This window comes from Aeromonas sp. V90_14 (assembly GCF_029967615.1).
GTDB classification, from domain to species: Bacteria; Pseudomonadota; Gammaproteobacteria; order Enterobacterales; family Aeromonadaceae; genus Aeromonas; species Aeromonas hydrophila.
This window is the reverse complement of record NZ_JASCAS010000044.1, coordinates 25,182-47,067: the sequence shown is the minus strand read 5'-3', so window position 1 is coordinate 47,067 and position 21,886 is coordinate 25,182. Positions and strand designations below refer to the sequence as shown.

Below are 21,886 nucleotides of genomic sequence, written 5' to 3'. Positions count from 1 at the left end.
AGCTTGGACGATGTTATGCGAGTGGCGCATCGGCCAACATGCCTGTGCATGCTCGCCTGCCGGAGAGCCATCATCGGCTGCTGTTGGCACCATAAAAAAATGCCAGCCGGTTACCCGGCTGGCATTGTTGCTGGTATGGCCGAGTGTCAGCCGAGCAGTTGGTAGAGGATGGCGGAGATGGCCGTCATCCCCATCACAGCCACGAAGACGTTGCTGATATGGCCCTGATACTTCGCCATGGCCGGCACGCGCTTGATGGCGTACATCGGCATGATGAACAGGATGGTGGCGATGATGGGGCCGCCCATCGACTCGATCATGCCGAGGATGGAGGGGTTGATCACCGCGGTGCCCCACAGGGTCAGGATGAAGAAGGCGATGATGAACATCTCGACCTTCTTGTGGTTCGGCTCCTTGCCGGACTTGCGCAGGTTCTGGACGATCATCCCCTTCAGGCCTTCGCGGGCACCCAGGTAGTGGCCGAAGAAGGAGGAGACGATGGCCACGAACGCCACCAACGGGCCGAAGTAGGAGATGATGGGGCTGGCGTGCTGGTTGGCCAGGTAGGAGAGCACGGCGATGTTCTGGGACTTGGCTTCTGCCAGCTGCGCCGGGGTCAGGCTCATCACGCAGGAGAAGACGAAGAACATCACGAAACCGAGCAGGATGGTGGCGGTACGCTTGAGGATGGCGTCAGATTTCTCGACCGCGTGTTCGCCGTGATCGCGACGCTGGGCCAGCGAGAAGCTGGAGATGGCCGGGCTGTGGTTGAAAGAGAACACCAGCACCGGAATGGTCAGCCACAGGGTGATGGCAAAGTCCTTGCCGGACGGCATCTGGGAGAGGGCCGCGCCGGTCCAGTCCGGGATGAGATAGAAGGAGATCCCCACCAGGATGGCGATGAGCGGGTAGACCAGGAACTCGGTCACCTTCAGCATCAGTTTTTCACCGGCCAGCATCACCGACATCATGCCCATGATCAGCACGATGGAGAGGATCCAGCGCGGGGGCGCCGTCATCTGCAACTGGTTGACCATGAAGCTCTCAACCGTGTTGGTGATGCCCACCCCGTAGATCAGCACTATGGGGTAGATGGCGAAGAAGTAGAGCAGGGTGATCAATTTGCCGGCACCCACGCCGAAGTGCTCTTCCACCACTTCCGTGATGTCGGCATCGGGTCTGCTGGAGGAGAGTACGAAGCGGGCGAGGCCGCGGTGGGCCAGGTAGGTCATGGGGCCGACCAGCAGCGCCATCACCACCAGTGGCCAGAAGCCACCCATGCCGGCGTTGATGGGCAAAAACAGAATGCCGGCGCCGACGGCGGTGCCGAACAGGCTGATCACCCAGCTGGTGTCTTGTTTGGTCCAACCACGCGATTGGATGGAGCGGGTTCCTTGCTCCTGTGAGGTCGCAACGTCCTGTGCGCCGGTGACAGTATTAGACATGTGTCTCACCCCGAATTGTGGTTTTTATTGAATCGGCGCAAGGATACGGTTTTTTTAATCAAAAATGTTGATCAAATTCACCTTTATGGGGCTCAAACCCGCATTCTTTTGTGGAAATGTGATCGAAAGAAGAATTAATCAATTATTTTTTATAAAAACCTACGTTAGTTTAATGTTAATGCGCGAATGTTGCACAACCTTTTGTAGGCAAAATGTTATATGGCAAGTTGCCGATAGAGTTGGCGGATCATGCTGGCGGTGGCGCCCCAGATGAAATGGTGTTGCCAGGGGATCCAGTAGATGGTGTGCAGGTGATCGGCTCTGGGGATGGTGAGCGCGATATGGTGGCGTGGATCCAGCAGGTGGTTGAGCGGCACTTCGAAAGCCTGGTCGACCTCGTCCCGGCTCAAGGTGAGCTGATAGTCGGCCGTGACCAGCCCCAGCACCGGCAGCACGTCGTATTGGGAGACGGTGTTGAGGGGCGTGAGGGTACCCAGCACCTCTATCTGGGCAGGGACGATGCCGAGCTCTTCCTGGGTTTCCCGCAGCGCCGTGTGGATCAGGTCCCGGTCGTCCGGATCCTGTCTGCCACCGGGGAAGCTTATCTGCCCTGCGTGGTGGCGCAGGTGCGGGCTGCGCCGGGTCAGCAGCAGTTGCAGACCGTCGGCCCGCTCGACCAGCGGCAGCAGCACGGCGGCGGGCTTGAGCCCGGCCACCGTCAGCCGGTGGGCGGGGGCGGGGCGTTGCAATAAAAAGCGGGTCAGCAGTTCGGCACGGTCCATCTCGATTCTTCTTCGCTCCAGTTGCTGTGATCCATTTTGTCAGGTTTTCAACGTAGTGTGTCCAGCAGCGGCAGAATGCGGGCCACCTTGTCATAGGTTTCCTGATATTCGTCGTCCACCTCGGAGTCGGCAATGACGCCGCCACCGGCCCAGCAGTGGAGCTGGCCCTGTGCGGCGATCAGGGTGCGGATGCAGATGCTGGTATCCATCCGGCCATGCTGGCTCAGATAGCCGATGCTGCCGCAGTAGGCGTTGCGCCGCTGGGGCTCCAGCTCTTCGATGATCTCCATGGCCCGGATCTTGGGGGCGCCGGTGATGGAGCCGCCGGGGAAACAGGCGCGCAGGAGATCCACTGCCTGCCACTGGGCGTCCAGCTCGCCGTGGATGGTGGACACCAGGTGATGCACTGCCGGAAAGGACTCTACCGCAAACAGGCTGGGCACGCTGACCGAGCCGGGCCGACTCACCCGGCCGATGTCATTGCGCAGCAGATCCACGATCATCAGATTTTCCGATCTGTCCTTGTCGGCGCTAGCCAGCTCCAGGGCACTGGCCTGATCCAGCGCTGGGTCGGCCAGTCGCGGACGGGTGCCCTTGATGGGCTTGGTCTCGATATGGCGCTGGTCGAGCAACAGGAAACGCTCGGGGGAGAGGCTCAATATGGCGCCCTGCGGCAAGCGCAGGAAGGCCGAGAAGGGGGCGCGGTTGGCTTGTGACAGCGCCTGATAGGCCTGCCACTCGTCGCCCCGATAGGGCGCGCTGAAGCGCTGGGTCAGGTTGATCTGATAGCAGTCCCCGGCGGCCAGATAGGCCTGGACCTTGGCAAATTTGTCACCGTATTGCGCGCGGCTCATGTTGCTCTGCCATTTTCCCTGCAAGGCAAAGGGCTCAGTGACGGTTGCCTGCTGCGCCTTGAGCCACTGCAGGCGGCGGGCAAGGCCGGCCTCATCGCCCCAGTGCACCAGCTGCCACTGGCCCGTTGCCACGTCCCGCAGCAGGGCCCAGTCATAGATGCCGACTGCCATGTCCGGGATGGTCACGTCACGGGCGGCCAGGCTCGGCAGACGCTCGAAACGGCGGCCCAGATCATAGCCAAACAGGCCGAGAGCACCGCCGATGAAGGGCAGGGGGGTCGCTTGACTGATGACCTCTCCCAGCAGCGCGTGCTGGCGTTGGGCCAGCAGCGTCAACGGATCATCTTCATGGGATTCGTGCTGATCTCCCTGTGCGATGCGGGTCAGCGTTCCCTCGGTCTGCAAAGTGGCCAGCGGATCGGCGGTGATGATGTCGAAGCGGTTGTCCGCGCCCAGCGGGCCGGCGGATTCCAGCAACATGGCCCAGGGCAGATGATGAAGGCGTGCGAACAGGGCATGGAGCGCCGTCTGGTGATCAAAATGGTGGATATGCAGCGTTGGTTTCATTTTTTGTTACACAGGCAACAGTTTACAGCCTGCTCCCTAGCCGGTACGGGGGTGGCAAGCGTATCATAGCCGCCGGAATTTTTAGAAAAAACACGCCGTTGTCTTATCGGGCCGACAGGCAAGCCGCCTGGCACCACCCCACCGAAGCACGGCTCATATGGAAGCCCTTGCTCTGCATCGCGCCGGAGACAAGGACCAGTGAGGATGATATGAGCATCATTAAAAAACAGGATTTTATCGATTCCATCGCCGACGCCCTGCAGTACATCTCCTACTACCACCCCCTCGATTTCGTGCAGGCCGCCAAGGCAGCCTATGACCGCGAGATCAACCCGGCCGCCAAGGATGCCTTGGCCCAGATCCTGATCAACTCCCGCATGTCCGCCGAAGGGCATCGCCCCCTGTGTCAGGATACCGGCATCGTCACCTGCTTCGTCAAGATCGGCATGCAGGTGCAGTGGGACAGCGACATGACGGTGCAGGAGATGGTGGACGAGGGCACCCGCCGTGCCTACACCAATCCGGACAACCCGCTTCGCGCCTCCGTGCTGGCCGACCCCGCCGGCAGTCGCAAGAACACCAAGGACAATGCCCCGGCCGTGGTGCACATCGACATGATCCCGGGTGACAAGGTGGAAGTGAGCATCGCGGCCAAGGGCGGCGGCTCCGAGAACAAGTCCAAGATGGTGATGCTCAACCCCTCCGACGACGTGGTGGAGTGGGTGCTAAAAACCGTACCGACCATGGGCGCCGGCTGGTGTCCACCGGGCATGCTGGGGATCGGCATCGGCGGTACTGCCGAGAAGGCGGCCGTACTGGCCAAAGAGGCCCTGATGGAGCATATCGACATCCAGGAGCTGATCGCCCGTGGTCCGGAGACCACCGAAGAGAAGCTGCGGGTCGAGCTCTACGACAAGGTCAACAAGCTGGGGATCGGTGCCCAGGGCCTCGGCGGTCTCACTACCGTGCTGGATGTGAAGGTGAAATCTGCGCCGACCCACGCTGCCTCCAAGCCGGTGGTGATGATCCCCAACTGCGCGGCGACCCGTCACGTGCACTTCGAACTGGATGGCTCCGGCCCGGCCGAGCTGACTCCGCCGAAGCTGGAAGATTGGCCGGAGATCACCCGCTCGGCTGGCGGCAACGTGCGCCGTGTCAATGTCGACGGCATCACCAAGGCAGAGCTTGCCAGCTGGAAGAGCGGGGATACCGTGCTGCTCTCCGGCAAGATCCTGACCGGTCGCGATGCCGCTCACAAACGCATTGCCGACATGCTGAAAAAAGGTGAGGGGCTGCCGGAAGGGGTCGACTTCACCAACCGCTTCATCTATTACGTCGGCCCGGTCGATGCCGTGCGTGACGAAGTGGTCGGCCCGGCCGGCCCGACTACCTCAACCCGGATGGACAAGTTCACCGACATGATGCTGGGAGAAACCGGCCTCATCGGCATGATCGGCAAATCCGAGCGAGGCCCCAAGACGGTCGAGAGCATTAAGCAGCACCAGGCTGTCTATCTGATGGCCGTCGGCGGCGCCGCCTATCTGGTGGCCAAGGCCATCAAGAAGGCGCGGGTAGTGGCCTTTGCCGATCTGGGTATGGAAGCCATCTATGAGTTCGAGGTGGAAGACATGCCGGTGACCGTGGCGGTCGACTCTCAGGGCAACAATATCCATGAGACAGGCCCGGCTTACTGGTCTGCCAAGATTGCCGAGCTCGACGGCAAACTGGCGTGAGCGAAAGCTGTTTGATGGCTGTTCACTCACGGTCTGGAGACTTGTCTCGAGGCTCAGCGTGAGCGGACACGGCGCGTGACTGTTATCGATACCACCGTTATACAGCTGCAGCCATAACAGACAGAACGAAGGCGACCCCAGGGTCGCCTTCTCTTTTGGTCTGCGTGCAATCGACTGAGTCATGCCAACTGCCAACTGCCAACTGCCAACTGTGCTCGGTGTGAGGGGCTCTGCGCCTCGCTTTCATGCCGGCTTCCACTTCCGTCTGTCGGCAGGCACTTGCCTCTGTTGCCTGATGGTTGTAGGGCTCTTGTCACTCAGTGATTGCTGGGCTGTTCAGCGCCCAGCGAAAAGCCCGTTCAACTCAGCAGCCAGTCCTACAAGGCGTCTCCTCGCACTCTTGGTACCTGTCAGTGGTTGAGATAGACATCCTGCCCGCCATAGACCAGTGAACCACTGTGGACGGGAGAGGATGCGGCCGGCTCGAAGAAACGGGTCAGTACCCCGCAGCGTTGTCCTAGCTTGCTCAACTTGGCGCGATCCAGCATGACCTGCTCCGGCAGCCAGGTCAGCACGGCGGCGCAGCGGCCGTTGCCCAGACTCTGTTCCAGAGTACGCTGCCAGTTTTTGATCTTGGGGCTGTGCAGCACCAATACTCTGGCGGGATTGATCCCCTGAGCCTGCAGCTGCTTGGCTACTGGCAGACCGGGTGGTGCAATCAACAGGATCCAGCCCGTATCACCATGGCTCAGTCTCACCAGCTCATCAAGCAGCGGGGCTTCATGGGCAATCGTTGCGCTGTAACGCTCATCATCCATGTTGCCTTGATGCCGGGTGGGCCAGGGATTGCTCATACCGGCTGAGGTGGTGATGGGGTGCTGACTCATGGGCTGGCTCATATGTTTGTCCTGTATGAATAACCATGCTGTATGCGTATACAGTAGTTGCTGTTGGTGCCAGTGACAAGCCATTTGTGGTCAAAAATGTGATCGAATTGGTAGTGATTTGATCTATGGTATTGATTATAAAGATTATTTATTTGATGTTGGTGGTGGGTGTTTTTTCGCCTATGGACAAAGCAGGAGGGGACGCCCATGGTTATACAGTATGTCTTGCACAGAGGAGAGATGAGATGGATGTCAGTACCTTGCAACGACTGGATGCCAATATCCTGCTCGGGATCATCAATGAGAAGCTGCGGCTGGAGTGTGACGGGCTGGAAGAGTTGCTGGCCTACTACGACATGACGGAAGATCAGCTGGCTACCCGCTTATTGCAGATAGGCTATCACTATGACCCCATGAGCAACCAGTTCAAGGCCCATGGCTGACCCGCAGAAATCAACCGAACAGCCTTGGTCTTTGCTTTTGATGAACAGCGCACATTGAAATCGTTTTCAATGTGCGCTGAATTTTTAGTTATTTTCAAGGATTTTCAGCGCTTGGCAATCATTGAAAACCTATTCACGTATTTATATTTTCATGAAGAGATTAACTGTATGATTTTTAATGAAATTAAAGATTCATAATGGCAGGTTTCAGGAAAGGGTTTTCAAGCTTGAACTGTCATTTTTATGCGTTAAAGTGTGACTTGCGTTAACTTTTAAACCAGCGGCTTTAGCTAGTATGCCCACGCCGGAACATATTCTGAGATAACAACAGCGCCGGTCCCTGATGGGATAACAATTTATTATTCTGTAACGAAGGAAATGGTTTATGGCTACCAAGAAGAAGACAGACCAGGATCTCCAACTGGATAAAGATCAGCTCAAGGCGAGTATCGTGCGTCACCTGCGTTCTACCTTGGGTACAAGCGAACAGAAAGCCTCGCCAGAAGCGTGGTGGAAAGCGACCGCAGCCGCCGTCAACGAACAGGTGTACGAGCGCCTGACCCGCACTCAGCAGACTCACTTCAAGAAAGATACTCGTGCGATTCACTATCTCTCTGCTGAATTCCTGATGGGGCGTTTGACCTCCAACAACCTGCACAACCTCTCCCTGTACAAAATTTGCGAAGAGGCGCTGGGTGAACTCGGTCTGGAACTGACCGATCTGTGTGAACAAGAGCCCGACATGGCGCTCGGCAACGGCGGTCTGGGCCGTCTGGCCGCCTGCTTCATCGATTCCCTGGCGACCCTGAACTACCCGGCGGTGGGTTATGGTATCCACTACGAGCACGGCTTGTTCCGTCAGGAAATTCAGGATGGTCGCCAGATTGAGCGCCCCGACTCCTGGCGTGAATATGGCAACCCCTGGGAGATCTGCCGCCCGGAATCCGTGCAGGAGATCCCGCTCTATGGCTATGTCGAGACCGTGTTTGGCGACAACGGTGGCCTCAAGAAGGTGTGGCACGCCGGCCGCAAGATCAAAGGGGTGCCTTGGGATATCCCGGTGGTCGGCTTTGGCGGCCATACCGTCAACATCCTGCGCCTGTGGGAATCCCGCGCCTCCGAGTTCTTTGACTGGGACGTGTTCAACGCCGGTGGCTATATCGATTCCCAGGCGGAGAAAGCCCAGGCCGAGACCATCTCCAAGGTGCTCTATCCGAACGATGAGACCGATGCGGGCAAAGAGCTGCGCCTGATCCAGCAGTACTTCTTCTGTGCCTGCTCCATCAAGGACATCATGCGTCGCTACAAGCGGGTGCATGGCGCCGACTTCAGCAACTTTGCCGCCCAGATTGCCATCCAGCTCAACGATACCCACCCCACCGTGGCCATCCCGGAACTGATGCGGGTGCTGGTGGACGAAGAGGGACTGACCTGGGACGCGGCCTGGGCCATCAGCTATCAGGTCTTCTCCTACACCAACCACACCCTGCTGCCGGAAGCGCTGGAGAAGTGGTCGGTCAGTCTGTTCGAGAAGGTGCTGCCCCGTCATCTTGAGGTGATCTACGAGATCAACGCCCGCTTCCTGAGCGAGCTGGTGGAGCCCAAGTGGCCGGGTAACGATGCCATCAAGGCCAAGCTCTCCATCATCGAAGAGGGTGATGTGCGCAAGGTGCGCATGGGCAACCTGTGTGTCATCGGCTCCTCCAAGGTCAACGGCGTGGCCGAGATCCACTCCAAGCTGGTGAAGGAAGACCTGTTCCCCGAGTATGCCGAGCTGTGGCCCCAGAAGATGTGCAACGTCACCAACGGGGTGACCCCGCGTCGCTGGCTGCTGGCTTGCAACCCGGAACTGGCTGAGCTTTACAACGAGGTGGTGGGCAAGGAGTGGCCGTTGCAGCTCGACAAGCTGCGCAGCGTGGTCAAGTTTGCCGACGACAAGGCATTCCAGCAGCAGTTCATGACCATCAAGCGCCACAACAAGGAGAAGCTGGTCAAGGTGATCAAGGCCGAAACCGGCATCGAGGTGAGCTCGGAGGCGATCTTTGACGTCCAGATCAAGCGTCTGCACGAGTACAAGCGTCAACAGCTGAACCTTATCCATATCATGGCGCTCTACCGTCGCCTGCTGGCCAACCCTGACTATGACATGCACCCGCGGGTGTTCATCTTCGGCTCCAAGGCGGCGCCCGGTTACAAGCTGGCCAAAGACATCATCTACGCCATCAACAAGCTGGCGGAGCGGGTCAACAACGATGCTCGCATCCAGGGCAAGCTGAAAGTGGTGTTCATGCCGAACTACCGCGTCAGCCTGGCCGAGAAGCTGATCCCGGCGGCTGATGTCTCCGAACAGATCTCCACCGCCGGCTATGAGGCCTCCGGTACCGGCAACATGAAGATGGCGCTCAACGGTGCCATCACCATCGGCACGCTGGACGGCGCCAATATCGAGATCGCCGAAGAGGCGGGAGCCGAGAACTGCGCCATCTTCGGCCTGAACGTGGACGAGGTGAAGGCATTGAAGGGCCGCGGCTACAACCCGTACGACTTCTACTATGCCAACTCCGAGCTCAAGGCCGTGCTGGACTGGTTTGATACCGACTACTTCACGCCGGGTCGTCCGGGCGAGCTCTCCTCCATCAAGCGCTCCTTGCTGGAAGGGGGGGACCCCTACCTGACCCTGGCCGATTTCGCCTCCTACTCGGAAGCCCACAAGCTGATCGATAGCTGGTATCGGGATCCGGCCCTGTGGGCGAAGAAGGCCATCATCAACTCGGCCACCATGGGCAAGTTCAACTCCGATCGCTCCATCCAGGACTATGTGGATCGCATCTGGAATTTGAAAGCCTGCAACGTCGGCTAAGTTCCTCGACAGCCAAACCCCCGCACTGCGGGGGTTTTTTATTTCGCCATGGATGGGATTTTCATGGTGAAGGCACTGTCTTTCCATCCCATTGGTGGTGGGGTCGGTATGCAAAGTTCTCACTGGGAGGGAAGCGTACGGATACAAGAAAGGCCCCGTCAGGGGCCTTGTAGGGAAGCAGGGGATGGCCCCGCTCAGTGCAGGATATCGCCGAAGCAGTAGGCCAACAGGGTCAGGATCAAGGTGAACACCAGGTTCAGCACCAGGCCGGCCCGCATCATCTCACGCTGCTTGATATGACCGCTGGCGAACACGATAGCGTTGGGCGGGGTGGCCACCGGCAGCATGAAGGCGCAGGAGGCACCGACGGCGATCAGCACGGAGACGACGATGGGCGAAACGCCCAGCGCCTGGGCAACCCCGGCAAACAGCGGTACCAGCAGGGCGGCGGTGGCGGTGTTGGAGACCAGCTCGGTCAGGAACACCACGAACGCGGCCAGACAGAGCAGGATGATGAAGATCGGCATGGTGGCCAGACCGTTGGAGAGGTGCTCCGCCAGGAAGGCGTTGGCCCCGGTTTGCTTCAGGATGGCGCTTAAGGTAAGGCCACCACCAAACAGCATCAGCACGCCCCAGTCGGTGTTCTGGTTGATGTCATCCCAACTGGCCACCCGGCTGATGGCAATGGCCACGATGGCGCCCATGGCGATCAGGGTATCGAACTGGGGAATGCCTCCCAGTGCCTTGGCAATGGGCTGGGAGCCGATCCACAGCAGTACTGTGGTCAGGAAGATGAGCAGGGTGATCTTGCGTTGACCGGTCCACTGGATGGTGACCTTCTCGGTGCTGACCTGATGGGAGAGGTTGGGACGAGTCACCATATAAAGCAGGCCGATGCCCACTGGCATGAAGATGAGTACCACCGGGATGCCGAACTTCATCCAGTCGGTGAAACCCAGCCCCATCTGGGCGGCGGCGATGGCGTTGGGCGGGCTGCCGACCAGGGTGCCGATGCCACCGATGCTGGCGCTGTAGGCGACCCCAAGCAAGACGAAGACCAGGGTACGGCGCTCCTTGTGGGCATCGAGACCTTTCAGCATGCCGAGGGCCAGCGGCATCATCATGGCGGCGGTGGCGGTGTTGCTGATCCACATGGAGAGGGCGGCCGTGATGGTGAAGAGCACGATGGCGGCCCAGCCGAGGTGGCCTCTGGCAAGCTGCATTACCTTGGCGGCGATCTGGGTATCCAGCCCCTGTTTGGAGAGTGCGGCGGCCAGTGCAAAGCCGCCGAAGAACAGAAACAGCACCGGGTTGGCGAAGTCCGTCAGCGACTTGCTCATGTCAAAGACCCCGAGCAGGGTGGCAAGTACCGGGATGGAGAGGGCCGTGATGGTGATGTTGACTGCTTCAGTCAGCCACAGGATGGCGATGAAGACCAGGATCCCCAGCCCCTTGTTGACGTTGGGGTCAAAGGGGAGCCAGGCCAGCATGGCACAGAGCAGCAACACGTCCAGGATGACGATCCCGGATTTGATGTCCAGCCAGCGTGATGGGGTAGTGGAGGGTACTGCAGATGTGTGCATATTGTTCTCTCGGTTAATTTATGGTTGTTGTTGTGTTGCCGAGATTACATTCATCCCCCCGTTTGAAACAGGGGGAACTGGTCAAAGCATGCCGGGACTCACAGAGTCAAGGTAAATGAAAACATTAAATAAACACAAATTAAACATATCGGTATCATTTGTGGCCTAGATGAAGCTGTGCAACCACTCCTTGAACATGCTGGGAGGAAGGGAGCCACTGCGCTGTGCCACCATCTTGCCCTGCTTGAAGACCATCAGGGTGGGAATGCTGCGAATGGCGTAACGGGCCGCAATGGCGGCTTGTTGCTCGGTATCGACCTTGACGAAGCGGAGTCTTGGTTCAAGTTCACTGGCAACTTGTTGAAAAACAGGTGAAAATTGAAGGCATGGTCCGCACCAGCTGGCCCAGAAGTCGACCACGACCGGGATGTCAGACTGGATCAGGGTATCGAACTGCTGTTCCTGGCCGTTGACCGGGGTGGTGGCGAACAGCCCGCTCTTGCAGCGGCCGCATTTCGCATTTGAATCCACTTTTTCTTCAGGCAGGCGGTTCCTGGTGAAGCAATGGCTACAATAGGTAGTGATAAATGACATAATTGATTCCTGTATGCATAAGCCCTGCAACATCTTATTGCACTGACAGGGCAGAGTAACGGTAACATAGTAGTCAGTTATCTTTCACAGCCAGTTATCCTGTGTCGACATGATGTCGGTGGATGCGTGGCCATGACATGAGAATCGAGACGGGATGAATAATGTGACACGGGTCAATCGTGTTGTGCTTAGCCTGATCATCGTATCGCTGCTGGCGTTTTCCGGCTATTGCTGGCAGCTGCTCAGCCAGCAGCAGAAGGCCTCCGAGCTCAGCGTTGCCGCAGAGTTGATCCTCAATCGGGTCAATACCGACACCGTCTATCTGCTTGGCCGCGAGAAGGCCAACGACGGCAACGTACAGCAACGTCTCAACCAGTTGTCGAGCAACCTCGACAGCTTCGTGCGTCAGGTGCGCAACGATCCCGACTCTGCCGACAATCCCCACTCCCAATCCCTGTTGCACGACATCGACAGCTATTTGCTCGACTTGGCCAAGCTTTATTCCATGGAGATGGCGATCGAGTACATAGAGCAGCCTTTTCAAAAGCAGCTCAACGGCTTGCTGGCCACCTTGCCGGCAGACTCTCCGCTGGCTATTGATCTGACCGAGCTGGCCCAGCTCAGTCACTACCTCAAGCGCAGCTGGGACAAGGGCGAACAGCTGCGGCTGCAGGCCCTGCAGCGCCGTCTCAAGACGGCCTATCCTGCCAATCCCGAAGTTGCGGGGCTGGCTCAGCTGAGCGAGGACGTCAGCCATCAGGTGGTGGAGTACCACGTGCTGCGCAACCAGGTCATCGACATGCACGAGCTGGAGGGGCTGTCACTCTGGAAGCAGAGCAAGATGGAGCAGGCCTCCTCCCTCAAGAGCCGCTTCTATCTGATGGTATTGGGGGGGGCCATGCTCTGTTTCGGGCTGGTGGCGGTGACCCTGTGGCGACGCAACCAGAAGCTGAGCGAGTTGTCGCGCCAGACCGGCTTGCTGGCCCAGGCCAAGAGCGACTTTCTGGCCAACATGAGCCACGAGATCCGCACCCCCATGAACGCCATCATCGGGTTCAGCTCGCTGGCACTGCAGACCGAGCTGGATCAGCAGCAGCGGGATTATCTCAGCAAGATCAAATCCTCGTCGGACACCCTGCTGCTGCTCATCAACGACATTCTGGATCTGACCAAGGTGGAGTCCGGCAAGCTGACTCTGGAGGAGATCGACTTCGATCTGAGCGAGCAGATCGACTCGCTGGCCGGCATGTTTGCCGACCTGGCCGAGCGCAAGCAGGTCGAGGTCATCATCAACAAGTCGCCGGCCGTGCCGGATTTTCTGCGCGGCGATCCGCTGCGCCTCGGCCAGGTGCTGGTCAATCTGGTCAACAACGCCATCAAGTTTACCGAGCGGGGCGAGGTGGAAGTAGCCATTACCCTGGTCAACCAACACCCCATGCAGGTGCGTTTCAGCGTGCGTGACACCGGCATCGGCATCGCCGAGGAGAAACAGGCCCAGCTGTTCCAGCCCTTCACCCAGCTGGAGGCAGGCAATACCCGCAAATACGGCGGCTCCGGGCTGGGTCTCAACATCTCCCAGCGTCTGGTCGAACTGATGGGGGGCCGGATCACGGTACAGAGCAAGCCGGGAACGGGTTCGGTCTTCCAGTTCGAGATCCCCATGACCAAGGCGGTCTATGGCGTCTCCGGGCGGCGGGTCTTCTTCGAGCATCAGCCGCTGGTGCTGGTGATGGATGACAACGAGCTGGTGCTGGATCTGGCCAAGGATATCCTGGGCCGGGCCGGTGCCAGGGTGATGGCGGTCAACAGCCTCTCCCGGGCTCGCCAGGTGCTGCGGGAAGAGGGGCAGAATATCCGGCTGGCCATTCTGGACTGGCGCATGGGGCAGGAAGACGGGCTGGATCTGGCGCTCGAGATGTATCAGCACAGCCAGTGGCGCCGTCTGCCGATCCTGATGACCAGTGCCTGGGCCAAGGAGGGACTGCATGGGCGGATGGAGAGCATGGGATTGACCCACTTCCTGCCCAAGCCGATGACCGAAAATGCCCTGCTGGCCAAGGTGGACGAGCTGCTCAACGGCAGCTCCCACGATCAGCAGTTCCGCCAGGCCGAGGCGCAGGGGGATCAGCAGCATTTTCGCGAGCTGCTGCAAGGCATCCGGGTACTGCTGGCCGAGGACAACCGGGTCAACCAGCAGCTGATCATCGAATACCTGCGCCGGGTCGATGCTCTGGTGACTGTGGTGGGCAACGGCCGGGAGGCGGTCGAGCGGGTGGCCGAGCAGCCCTTCGACGTGATCCTGATGGACTTGCAGATGCCGGTGCTGGACGGGCTGGATGCCACCCGCCAGATCCGCAAGATGGTCGACAAGCACGATGTACCCATCATCGCCCTGACCGCAAGTGCCATGCCGGGGGACAGGGAGCGTTGCCTCGGGGTCGGCATGAACGGCTATGTCACCAAGCCGGTCAGCAAGCTCGATCTCTACAACAATCTGCTGCAGTGGGTGAAGAGCGCCAGCGGCGAGCGGCGGGTGCCGCTCGAGGTGAAACCGCCCGATCTGATGGGAGTGCTGGATCTGGAGGATGCCCTCAGGCGGCTGGAGCAGGACAAGGAGGCGCTGCAGATCCTGTTCAAGCTGTTCATGTCTGAGCACAAGGACGACCTGTGGGAGATCCGCTCCGCCCTGCGTCGTCAGCAACCCGATATCGCCTGCCGGTTGCTGCATACCCTCAAGGGGGTCTCCGCCAATATTTCCGCCTCCCGTCTGCAGATCATGGCCGGTGAACTGGAGTGGCGGTTGCGCCAGCAGGAGGAGCTGACCGAGCAGGATCTGGAGCAGTTGCAACAGGTATTCAGTCTGACCCGGGAGGAGGTGTCCCACTTCCTGCTCACCGGGGAGCAGCATGAAACACCGTACGCCGGCTTCGGACAGCGTGATGATCGCTTGTTGTAACAGGTGAAATAGCAATAATTCTCAAGCCGCTTGCTTCAGGCTATCATGACCCCTTCGTATCGCCCCCAGCCGGGGGCGATTGCATTGAGTTTCCCCGTGATGGGCGCCGGCCCTGGGCCGGTCGCGACAAAGGATATCTACGTGAGCGTATTTGCAAGGCTGGGCTGGTTCTTCAAGGAGCAGTGGCGGCGTTACCTGATCGCCATCTCCCTGTTGATGATGGTGGCCCTGTTGACCGTGATCCCGCCCAAGGTGGTGGGCTGGGTGGTGGATGGCATCGCCAAAGGGTCCCTTGATAGTGCAACCCTGACGGGCTATCTGGCCGGGCTGTTTGGTCTTGGCCTGCTCATCTATCTGCTGCGCTACGTGTGGCGGGTCATGCTGTTTGGCGCCTCCTATCGGCTTGCCTATGTGCTGCGCAACCGGCTGTTCAGCCACTTCACCCGCATGAGCCCGGACTTCTACCAGCGCCACCGTACCGGCGATCTGATGGCCCATGCCACCAACGACATCCAGGCGGTGGAGATGACCGCCGGGGAAGGGGTGCTGACCCTGGTGGACTCCATCATCGTCGGGGTGCTGGTGCTCTCCATCATGTGCAGCCAGTACTCCTGGCAGCTGACCCTGCTCTCCCTGTTGCCGTTGCCGGTGATGGCATTTTTCATGAACCGCTTCGGCACCCAGATCTACAAGGAGTTCAAGGCGGCGCAGGGTGCTTTCTCCCGGCTCAACAACAAGACCCAGGAGGCCCTCTCCGGCGTGCGGGTGCTCAAGTCCTATGCGGTGGAGTCGCTCGAAGATCGCGGCTTTGCCGAGCTGACCCGGGAGGCGGGCGCCTGCAACATGGCGGTGGCCCGCATCGATGCCAAGTTCGATCCCGTGATCTACCTCTGCATCGGCTGCTCCTACTTTCTGGCGGTGGCGGGCGGCAGCGCTCTGGTGCTGCGTGACGAGCTGACCCTGGGGGAGCTCACCAGCTTCACCATGTACCTCGGCCAGCTGATCTGGCCCATGTTCGCCATCGCCTGGTTGTTCAACATCATCGAGCGTGGCAGCGCCGCCTATTCGCGGATCGAAAGCCTGCTCGGCGAGCGCAGCGACATTGAAGAGCCGGCCCAGCCGGTGGCGCTGGCCTCGGCCTTTCCGCTGAGCGCCGTGGCGCTCAGCTACCAGCTCGAGCAGCGCACTCTGTTGCGCAATGTAGATTTCACCCTGCAAGCCGGCGGCATGCTGGGCATCGTCGGGCGCACCGGCGCGGGCAAGAGTTCCCTGCTCAAGCTGTTGATGCGACTGGCCAACCCCACCGCAGGGGAGATCCGCATGGGGGAGGTGCCCATCTCGCAACTGGCGCTGGGTGAGCTGCGCGGTCAGTTTGCCTATGTGCCGCAGGAGCCGTTTCTCTTCTCCACCACCATTGCCGCCAACATCGCCCTCGGCCGCCCCGATGCCAGCCGGGAGGAGATTGAGCGGGTGGCGCGCATCGCCTGCGTGCACGACGACATCAGCCGTTTCCCCAAAGGCTATGAGACCGAAGTGGGGGAGAAGGGGGTCACCCTCTCCGGCGGTCAGAAGCAGCGGCTCGCCATCGCCCGAGCCCTGCTGCTGGAGGCGCCCATCCTGGTGCTCGATGATGCCCTCTCGGCGGTGGATGCCCATACCGAACAGCAGATCCTGCACGCCCTCAAAGCCCACAAGCGTATCCTGATCCTGGTCAGCCACCGGATGACGGCGGTGGAGCAGGCCGACGAGATCCTGGTGCTGGAAGAGGGCCACGTCAGTGAGCGGGGTCGCCACGGCGCCCTGATGGCCCACAACGGCTGGTACGCGGACATGGTGCGTTACCAGCGTCTCGAGCAAGACGTGGAGGAGAGCCTGTGAGCCCACTCATCAAGAGCGCCTTCACTCTGTGTGGCGCTGAGCCCGAGTGCTGGTATGCCGGCCTGGTGCCTCATCATCAGCGGCTGAAACAAGACGTGGAGGAGTACCTGTGAACCCGACCATCAAACGACTGCTCGGGTACTGCGCCCGTTATCCACGCTGGCTCATTCAGGCGGGGCTCTGCCTGCTGCTGGCCACCGGCGCCGAAGTGGCCGGTCCCCTGCTCATCAAGCTGTTCATCGATGACTATCTGGCGCCGCGCCAGCTGGTGTGGCCGGCCATCGCGGCCATCGCCGCCGGCTATCTCGGCCTGCAGGTATTGTCTGCGGCCGGTTTCTATCTGCAATCCCTGCGTTTCAACCGCATCGCCCAGGCGGTGGTGCAGCGGCTGCGCGAGCAGGTGTTTGCCACCGCCATCCGGCTGCCGGCCCGCTACTTTGACCAGCATCGCTCCGGCTCGCTCATCTCCCGCATCACCAACGACACCGAGGCGATCATGAACCTCTATGTGCAGGTGATTGGACTGCTGGTGCAGAAGGTGGTGCTCTTGTGCGGCATCCTCATCTCCATGGCGCTGCTGGATCTGCGGCTGATGCTGGTGTGTGCCTGTCTGTTGCCGGCGGTGGGCGGGGTGATGTGGCTCTATCAGAAACTGAGCGTGCCCGTGGTGCGGGCGACCCGCAGCCTGCTCTCCGACATCAACAGCCGTCTCAACGAGTCGCTGCAGGGGATGCCGGTCATTCAGGCCATGGTGCAGGAGCGCCATTTCGCCAACGCCTTTGCCGAGGTGAACCAGCAGCACTGGGCGGCGCGCCTCAAGAGCCTCAAGATCAACGGCATCCTGCTGCGCCCGCTCATCGATCTCTTCTACATGATGGTGCTGATCGGCCTGTTGGCGCTGTTTGCCCGCGAGGGGCTGAGTGCGGAAGGCGCCATCCAGGTGGGGGTGCTCTACGCCTTCATCAGCTATCTGGGGCGGATGATCGAGCCGCTCATCGAGATGACCAACCAGCTCAACCAGTTGCAGCAGGCCATGGTGGCCGGGGAGCGGGTCTTTGCCCTGCTCGATGAAGCGCGCGAGAGCACCGAGGGCGAGATGCGCCCGCTCAAGGGGCAGGTGAACTTCGAGCGGGTGAGCTTCTCCTACGATGGCGAGCAGCAGGTGCTGCGCGACGTGAGCTTTGCCGCCAAACCGGGCCAGATGCTGGCGCTGGTGGGTCATACCGGCAGCGGCAAGTCCACCATCATCAGTCTGCTGATGGGCTTCTACCCGCTGGATCAGGGCACCATCCGCTTCGATGATCACCCGATGGCGAGCCTGTCGCTCTCGGCGGTGCGCCGCAGCATCGGGCTGGTCCAGCAGGATCCCTTCATCTTCGTTGGGACGTTGGCGGAAAACCTGCGCCTTGGCCGCGACGGCATTGACGAGGCACGCCTGTGGCAGGCGCTGACCGAGGTACAGCTGGCCGAGTTCGTGCTGAGCCTGCCGGAGGGCTTGAACACCCTGATGGAGGAGGGGGGCAAGAACCTCTCCGCCGGCCAGCGTCAACTGCTCTCCTTTGCCCGCGCCCTGGTGGGCGATCCACGCATCCTCATTCTGGACGAGGCGACCGCCAGCGTGGACTCCCAGACCGAACTGGCCCTCTCTTCGGCGCTGGCTGCGGCGCGGCGCGGTCGCACCACCATCGCCATCGCCCACCGTCTCTCGACCATCGTCGACGCGGATGAGATCCTGCTGCTCTCCCGTGGCCAGGTGAACGAGCGGGGTACCCATGGCGAGCTGATGGTGCTGGGCGGCCATTATGCCCAGCTGTTCGAGATGCAGAGCCAGGGGGCCTGGCTGGAAGAGAAGCGGGCCTGATCGACTACCACAGGAACGAGCAGAGGGAACCCGTGCGGTTCCCTCTTTTTTGATGAGGGGAAATGACGGCAAGCGTGATCCGCGTCCTTGTCGAACGCCTGCCATGCTGGCAACATGCTGTTTACATTAACTCATCGGATCAGTTCGCATATGGATTTGCAACGTTTAAAGGCCAACCTGGCGCTGCGGCTTTTTGCCTGGCGCTACATCCCCGTCATCGGATTTTGTGCCCCGGTCATCGAGGAGATGAGCGCCAAGGCGCTGCGTATTCGCATTCCGCTTGGTTGGCGCACCCGCAACCACCTGGGCAGCATGTACTTCGGCGCGCTGGCGACCGGCGCCGATCTGGTGGGCGGTCTGCTGGTGATGGAGAAGGGGCGGCAGCGGCGCAAGAAGGTGCACTTCGCCTTCAAGGATGTGCAGGGGGAGTTTTTGAAACGGCCCGAGGGGGATGTGCAGTTTGACTGCGCGGCCGGGGAGGAGATCGACGCCATGATCGACGAGTCGCTGGCCAGCGGTCAGCGCATCAACCGCCCCATCCAGGTGGTGGCCACCTGTCCGTCGCTGAACGGAGATGAGGCGATGGCGCGCTTCGTGCTGACCCTGTCGATCAAGGCCAGCTGAATGCCAAAGGGCGCGTCGGCGCCCTTATTCAAGCGAGGTCAGAGGATCTCGGGGCTGACCCCTTCCTTCACCACCACCTTCATGTCGTTGAAGTTGACTACCTGCTCGGCCACTGTGCTGGGTAGCACTTGCGTGGCAGAGCGTCGGGATCAGAGGATCTCGGGGCTGACGCCTTCTTTCACTACGACCTTCATGCCGTTGAAGTTAACTACTTGCTCGGCCACGATCTTGCAGCGCTTGCGGGTCTCGACCTGACCGTCCACCTCTACCAGCCCTTCGGCGACCAGCGCCTTGGCCGCACCGCCACAATCGGCCCAACCCTGATGTTTGATAAGGTCGCACAAGGCAACGAAGGGGTGGCCTTCGAGCAGAAACGTCTCCATGGGAAATCCTCTAGTGGATGAATGGCTGAAACAGCAGGGCGATTATTCTAGGCAGTTCGGGCCGCCAAAGAAAGGGCAAGGGCACCGTCTGCAGGCAATTGTGGCTTGCCAGACCATTTTGGGGGCGTACACCATAGCAGTCAGCCCGGCAGTGGCCGGGCTGACTGAGATCATGGGGCAAACCCTTTTCAGTCAAACTTCACCACGGCTTCACCGCTGACGGCGATGGCGCCGGTTGCCGTCAGGATGCGGGTGGCCAGGGTGATGATGGGCTTGTCGCTGCGCAGGGCGATGATCTCCACCTCTGCCGTCACCTCATCCCCCACAAACACCGGCTGCTTGAAGGCGAGGCTCTGACCGAGATAGACGGTGCCCTTGCCCGGCAGCTGTTGACCCAGCAGCCCCGAGAAGAGGCTGGCCAGCAGCATGCCGTGCACGATGGGGCGCTCGAATGGCGTGGTGGCGGCGAAAGCGGGATCCAGGTGCAGCGGATTGAAATCCTCCGACAACCCGGCAAACGCCTCGACCTCTGCCGCCCCGAACCGCTTAGTCAGGCTGGTTTTTTGGCCCACCTCAAAGGGAAGCATGCTCATGCTGGCTCCTCCTCGGGGGTCTGGGCAAAGACCGGGTTGAGCCTTACCTTGACGTAGCTGCCGGGGGCCGCTTCCAGCCCTTCGCTCGGGATGCGGGCAGGGAGGGGGGCGGGATCCTCTTCCCGGCTCTGGATGAAGGCTGCCATCTGCGGCCACCAGGAGCCGGGGGTGTGGCTTGCGCCGGCGAGCCACGCCTCGGGGCTGGCGGCCTCGGCGTCGTTTTGCCAGAAGCCGTACTTGTTGGCGTCCGGCGGATTGACGATGCCGGCGATGTGGCCCGATTCAGCCAGGATGAAGCGCTGCTCGCCACCGAACAGCTTCATGCCCTGCCAGGTCCCTTGCCAGAGGGCGATGTGATCGTCCATGGCCGAGACCAGCAGCACCGGGGTCTTCACCTTGCCGAGATCGATGCGGGTGTGGCGGATCTTGAGCTCCCCCTTCACCAGCTGGTTCTCCAGATAGAGCCGGCGCAGCAGGCTGCTGTGGGTCTTGCCCGCCACATTGGTGCTGTCGCTGTTCCAGTGCAGCAGATCGAACGCCACCGGGCTCTGCCCCTTGAGGTAGCTGTCGATGTAGTAATTCCAGTAGAGGCTGTTCTCCCGCAGCAAGCTGAAGGAGACCGCCAGCTGGCGTCCGTCCATGATGCCCTTGGCCTCGTTCTGGGCTTCCAGCGCCGCAATGATGGGCTCGTGGATGAAGATGCCAAGTTCCCCTGGTTGGGAGAAGTCGAGCAGGGTGGTGAACAGGGTGGCGGAGCGAACCCGCTGCTTCTGACGGCGGGCCGCCAGCCAGCCCATGGCCAGGGAGAGGGCGGTACCGCCGATGCAGTAGCCGATGCCGTGCACTTCCCGCTCGCCGGTGGCCGCCTCCACGCCATCCAGCGCGGCGATGACGCCGTCCACCACGTAGTCGTCGAGGTCGATGTCGGCCTGGGCCGGACCCGGGTTGCGCCAGGAGATCATGAACACCGTCTGGCCCTGGGCGACCAGCCAGGCCACCAAGGAGTTCTGGGGCCGCATGTCCAGGATGTAGTACTTGTTGATGAAGGGCGGCACGATCAGCACCGGCGTCCTGGCCACCGTTTCTGTGGTCGGGCTGTACTGAATGAGCTCATACAGCTCGGTGCGCTGCACCACCCGGCCCGGCGTCAGCGCCAGATCCCGGCCGAGCTCGAAGGCGGACTCGTCGGTCAGGCGGATGTTGAGCTGATCGGCGCTGCGCTCGAGATCTTCGGCCAGCAGCGCCAGCCCGCGCACCAGATTCTGACCGTCGGATTCCAGGGTCAGCTTGAGCAACTCCGGGTTGGTGGCCAGAAAGTTGCTGGGGGCCATGGCGTTGATGTACTGGCGGGTAAAGAAACGCAGCCGCTCCCGGCTCTTCTGGGGCACCCCCTCGAGGGCATCCACCGAAGCCAGCAGGTGCTTGGCGGTCAGCAGATAGGATTGCTTGAGGTAGTCATAAATGGGCTGCTCGCTCCAGGCGTCGGCCTTGAAGCGGCGATCGCTGCGCTCGGGGGCGATGAGCGGCTCGCTCTGCTGGCCTGCGCTTTTGAGCAGGGTGTGCTGCATCAGCTTGAGCTGATCCTGCCACCAGTTCATCTGGGCATTGATCAGTTGCCAGGGCTGCTGGCTACCCTGTTCCAGCACCTGACCGAGATCGTCGAGATTGGTCTGCAGCAGGGCTTGGGCCGTGCGCTCGGTCTGCGCCTTGGCCATGTCCAGCAGCTTGTCGTTGTAGTGGGCCAGGGCCTCGAACAGCGGGCCGTAAGATGATTGGCTCATGTTCTCTCCTTCACCCATCCCCGGCGCAGGGCGAGCCTGTCGTGACGGAGCATGGGGAGATG

The 21,886-nt window shown here is 60.6% G+C and carries 16 protein-coding genes and 1 pseudogene; 7 read left to right on the top strand and 10 right to left on the bottom strand.

All coding sequences use genetic code 11. The features are described 5' to 3' along the window. Positions 1-146: 146 nt before the first annotated feature. From QLG02_RS17975 to pabB, 3 genes are all read right to left on the bottom strand, one after another. Positions 147-1,445: a serine/threonine transporter gene (locus QLG02_RS17975; protein WP_011706270.1), complete on the bottom strand. Its 1,299-nt coding sequence runs from the start codon at positions 1,443-1,445 to the stop codon at positions 147-149. A 215-nt stretch (positions 1,446-1,660) separates the two neighbouring features. Further along, positions 1,661-2,227 (bottom strand): CoA pyrophosphatase, encoded by a 567-nt coding sequence (locus tag QLG02_RS17970; protein WP_041217442.1) that lies wholly within the window; start codon positions 2,225-2,227, stop codon positions 1,661-1,663. A 47-nt stretch (positions 2,228-2,274) separates the two neighbouring features. After that, complete coding sequence (pabB, locus tag QLG02_RS17965) at positions 2,275-3,561, bottom strand: aminodeoxychorismate synthase component I (protein WP_282465854.1); 1,287 nt, start codon at positions 3,559-3,561, stop codon at positions 2,275-2,277. A 296-nt stretch (positions 3,562-3,857) separates the two neighbouring features. Between pabB and QLG02_RS17960 the strand changes: the two genes are divergently transcribed. Beyond that, complete coding sequence (locus QLG02_RS17960) at positions 3,858-5,381, top strand: fumarate hydratase (protein WP_024944465.1); 1,524 nt, start codon at positions 3,858-3,860, stop codon at positions 5,379-5,381. Between the two features lie 410 nt (positions 5,382-5,791). On the opposite strand, the gene QLG02_RS17955 is transcribed toward QLG02_RS17960, so the two are convergent. Continuing rightward, positions 5,792-6,280 carry a cell division inhibitor gene (locus QLG02_RS17955; RefSeq protein WP_045525145.1) on the bottom strand — a complete coding sequence of 163 codons (489 nt, stop codon included), beginning with the start codon at positions 6,278-6,280 and terminating at the stop codon, positions 5,792-5,794. A 233-nt stretch (positions 6,281-6,513) separates the two neighbouring features. On the opposite strand from QLG02_RS17955, the gene QLG02_RS17950 reads away from it, so the two are divergent. Both QLG02_RS17950 and QLG02_RS17945 read left to right on the top strand, forming a co-directional pair. Further along, positions 6,514-6,711, top strand: coding sequence for a DUF4250 domain-containing protein (locus tag QLG02_RS17950; RefSeq protein ID WP_005300391.1), 198 nt, complete (start codon positions 6,514-6,516; stop codon positions 6,709-6,711). Between the two features lie 385 nt (positions 6,712-7,096). Continuing rightward, positions 7,097-9,571 (top strand): glycogen/starch/alpha-glucan phosphorylase, encoded by a 2,475-nt coding sequence (locus tag QLG02_RS17945; RefSeq protein WP_282465791.1) that lies wholly within the window; start codon positions 7,097-7,099, stop codon positions 9,569-9,571. A 194-nt stretch (positions 9,572-9,765) separates the two neighbouring features. Here the strand turns inward: QLG02_RS17945 and QLG02_RS17940 are convergent, their stop codons facing one another. After that, positions 9,766-11,154 carry a DASS family sodium-coupled anion symporter gene (locus QLG02_RS17940; RefSeq protein ID WP_039215233.1) on the bottom strand — a complete coding sequence of 463 codons (1,389 nt, stop codon included), beginning with the start codon at positions 11,152-11,154 and terminating at the stop codon, positions 9,766-9,768. A 165-nt stretch (positions 11,155-11,319) separates the two neighbouring features. After that, positions 11,320-11,748 (bottom strand): thioredoxin TrxC, encoded by a 429-nt coding sequence (gene trxC / locus QLG02_RS17935; RefSeq protein ID WP_106552682.1) that lies wholly within the window; start codon positions 11,746-11,748, stop codon positions 11,320-11,322. Positions 11,749-11,902: 154 nt separating this feature from the next. On the opposite strand from trxC, the gene QLG02_RS17930 reads away from it, so the two are divergent. From QLG02_RS17930 to QLG02_RS17915, 4 genes are all read left to right on the top strand, one after another. Then, a complete protein-coding gene (locus QLG02_RS17930; protein ID WP_106552681.1) occupies positions 11,903-14,704 on the top strand; it encodes a response regulator in 2,802 nt (933 codons plus the stop codon). A gap of 141 nt (positions 14,705-14,845) precedes the next feature. Continuing rightward, positions 14,846-16,582 (top strand): ABC transporter transmembrane domain-containing protein, encoded by a 1,737-nt coding sequence (locus tag QLG02_RS17925; RefSeq protein WP_282465790.1) that lies wholly within the window; start codon positions 14,846-14,848, stop codon positions 16,580-16,582. A 109-nt stretch (positions 16,583-16,691) separates the two neighbouring features. Then, positions 16,692-18,443 (top strand): ABC transporter transmembrane domain-containing protein, encoded by a 1,752-nt coding sequence (locus tag QLG02_RS17920; RefSeq protein ID WP_282465789.1) that lies wholly within the window; start codon positions 16,692-16,694, stop codon positions 18,441-18,443. 150 nt (positions 18,444-18,593) lie between these two features. After that, positions 18,594-19,067: a DUF4442 domain-containing protein gene (locus tag QLG02_RS17915; RefSeq protein WP_005300417.1), complete on the top strand. Its 474-nt coding sequence runs from the start codon at positions 18,594-18,596 to the stop codon at positions 19,065-19,067. A gap of 38 nt (positions 19,068-19,105) precedes the next feature. On the opposite strand, the pseudogene QLG02_RS17910 reads toward QLG02_RS17915, so the two are convergent. The 4 genes and pseudogenes from QLG02_RS17910 to QLG02_RS17895 form a co-directional block, all read right to left on the bottom strand. Then, positions 19,106-19,180: pseudogene (locus QLG02_RS17910) on the bottom strand (ribosome-associated protein); the annotation flags it as partial. Positions 19,181-19,216: 36 nt separating this feature from the next. Beyond that, positions 19,217-19,450 carry a ribosome-associated protein YbcJ gene (gene ybcJ, locus QLG02_RS17905; RefSeq protein ID WP_010674882.1) on the bottom strand — a complete coding sequence of 78 codons (234 nt, stop codon included), beginning with the start codon at positions 19,448-19,450 and terminating at the stop codon, positions 19,217-19,219. 188 nt (positions 19,451-19,638) lie between these two features. Further along, a complete protein-coding gene (locus QLG02_RS17900) occupies positions 19,639-20,043 on the bottom strand; it encodes a MaoC family dehydratase (protein WP_282465788.1) in 405 nt (134 codons plus the stop codon). Continuing rightward, positions 20,040-21,824, bottom strand: coding sequence for a class I poly(R)-hydroxyalkanoic acid synthase (locus tag QLG02_RS17895; protein ID WP_282465787.1), 1,785 nt, complete (start codon positions 21,822-21,824; stop codon positions 20,040-20,042). Before QLG02_RS17895 ends, QLG02_RS17900 begins: the two co-directional genes overlap by 4 nt. Positions 21,825-21,886 lie beyond the last annotated feature (62 nt).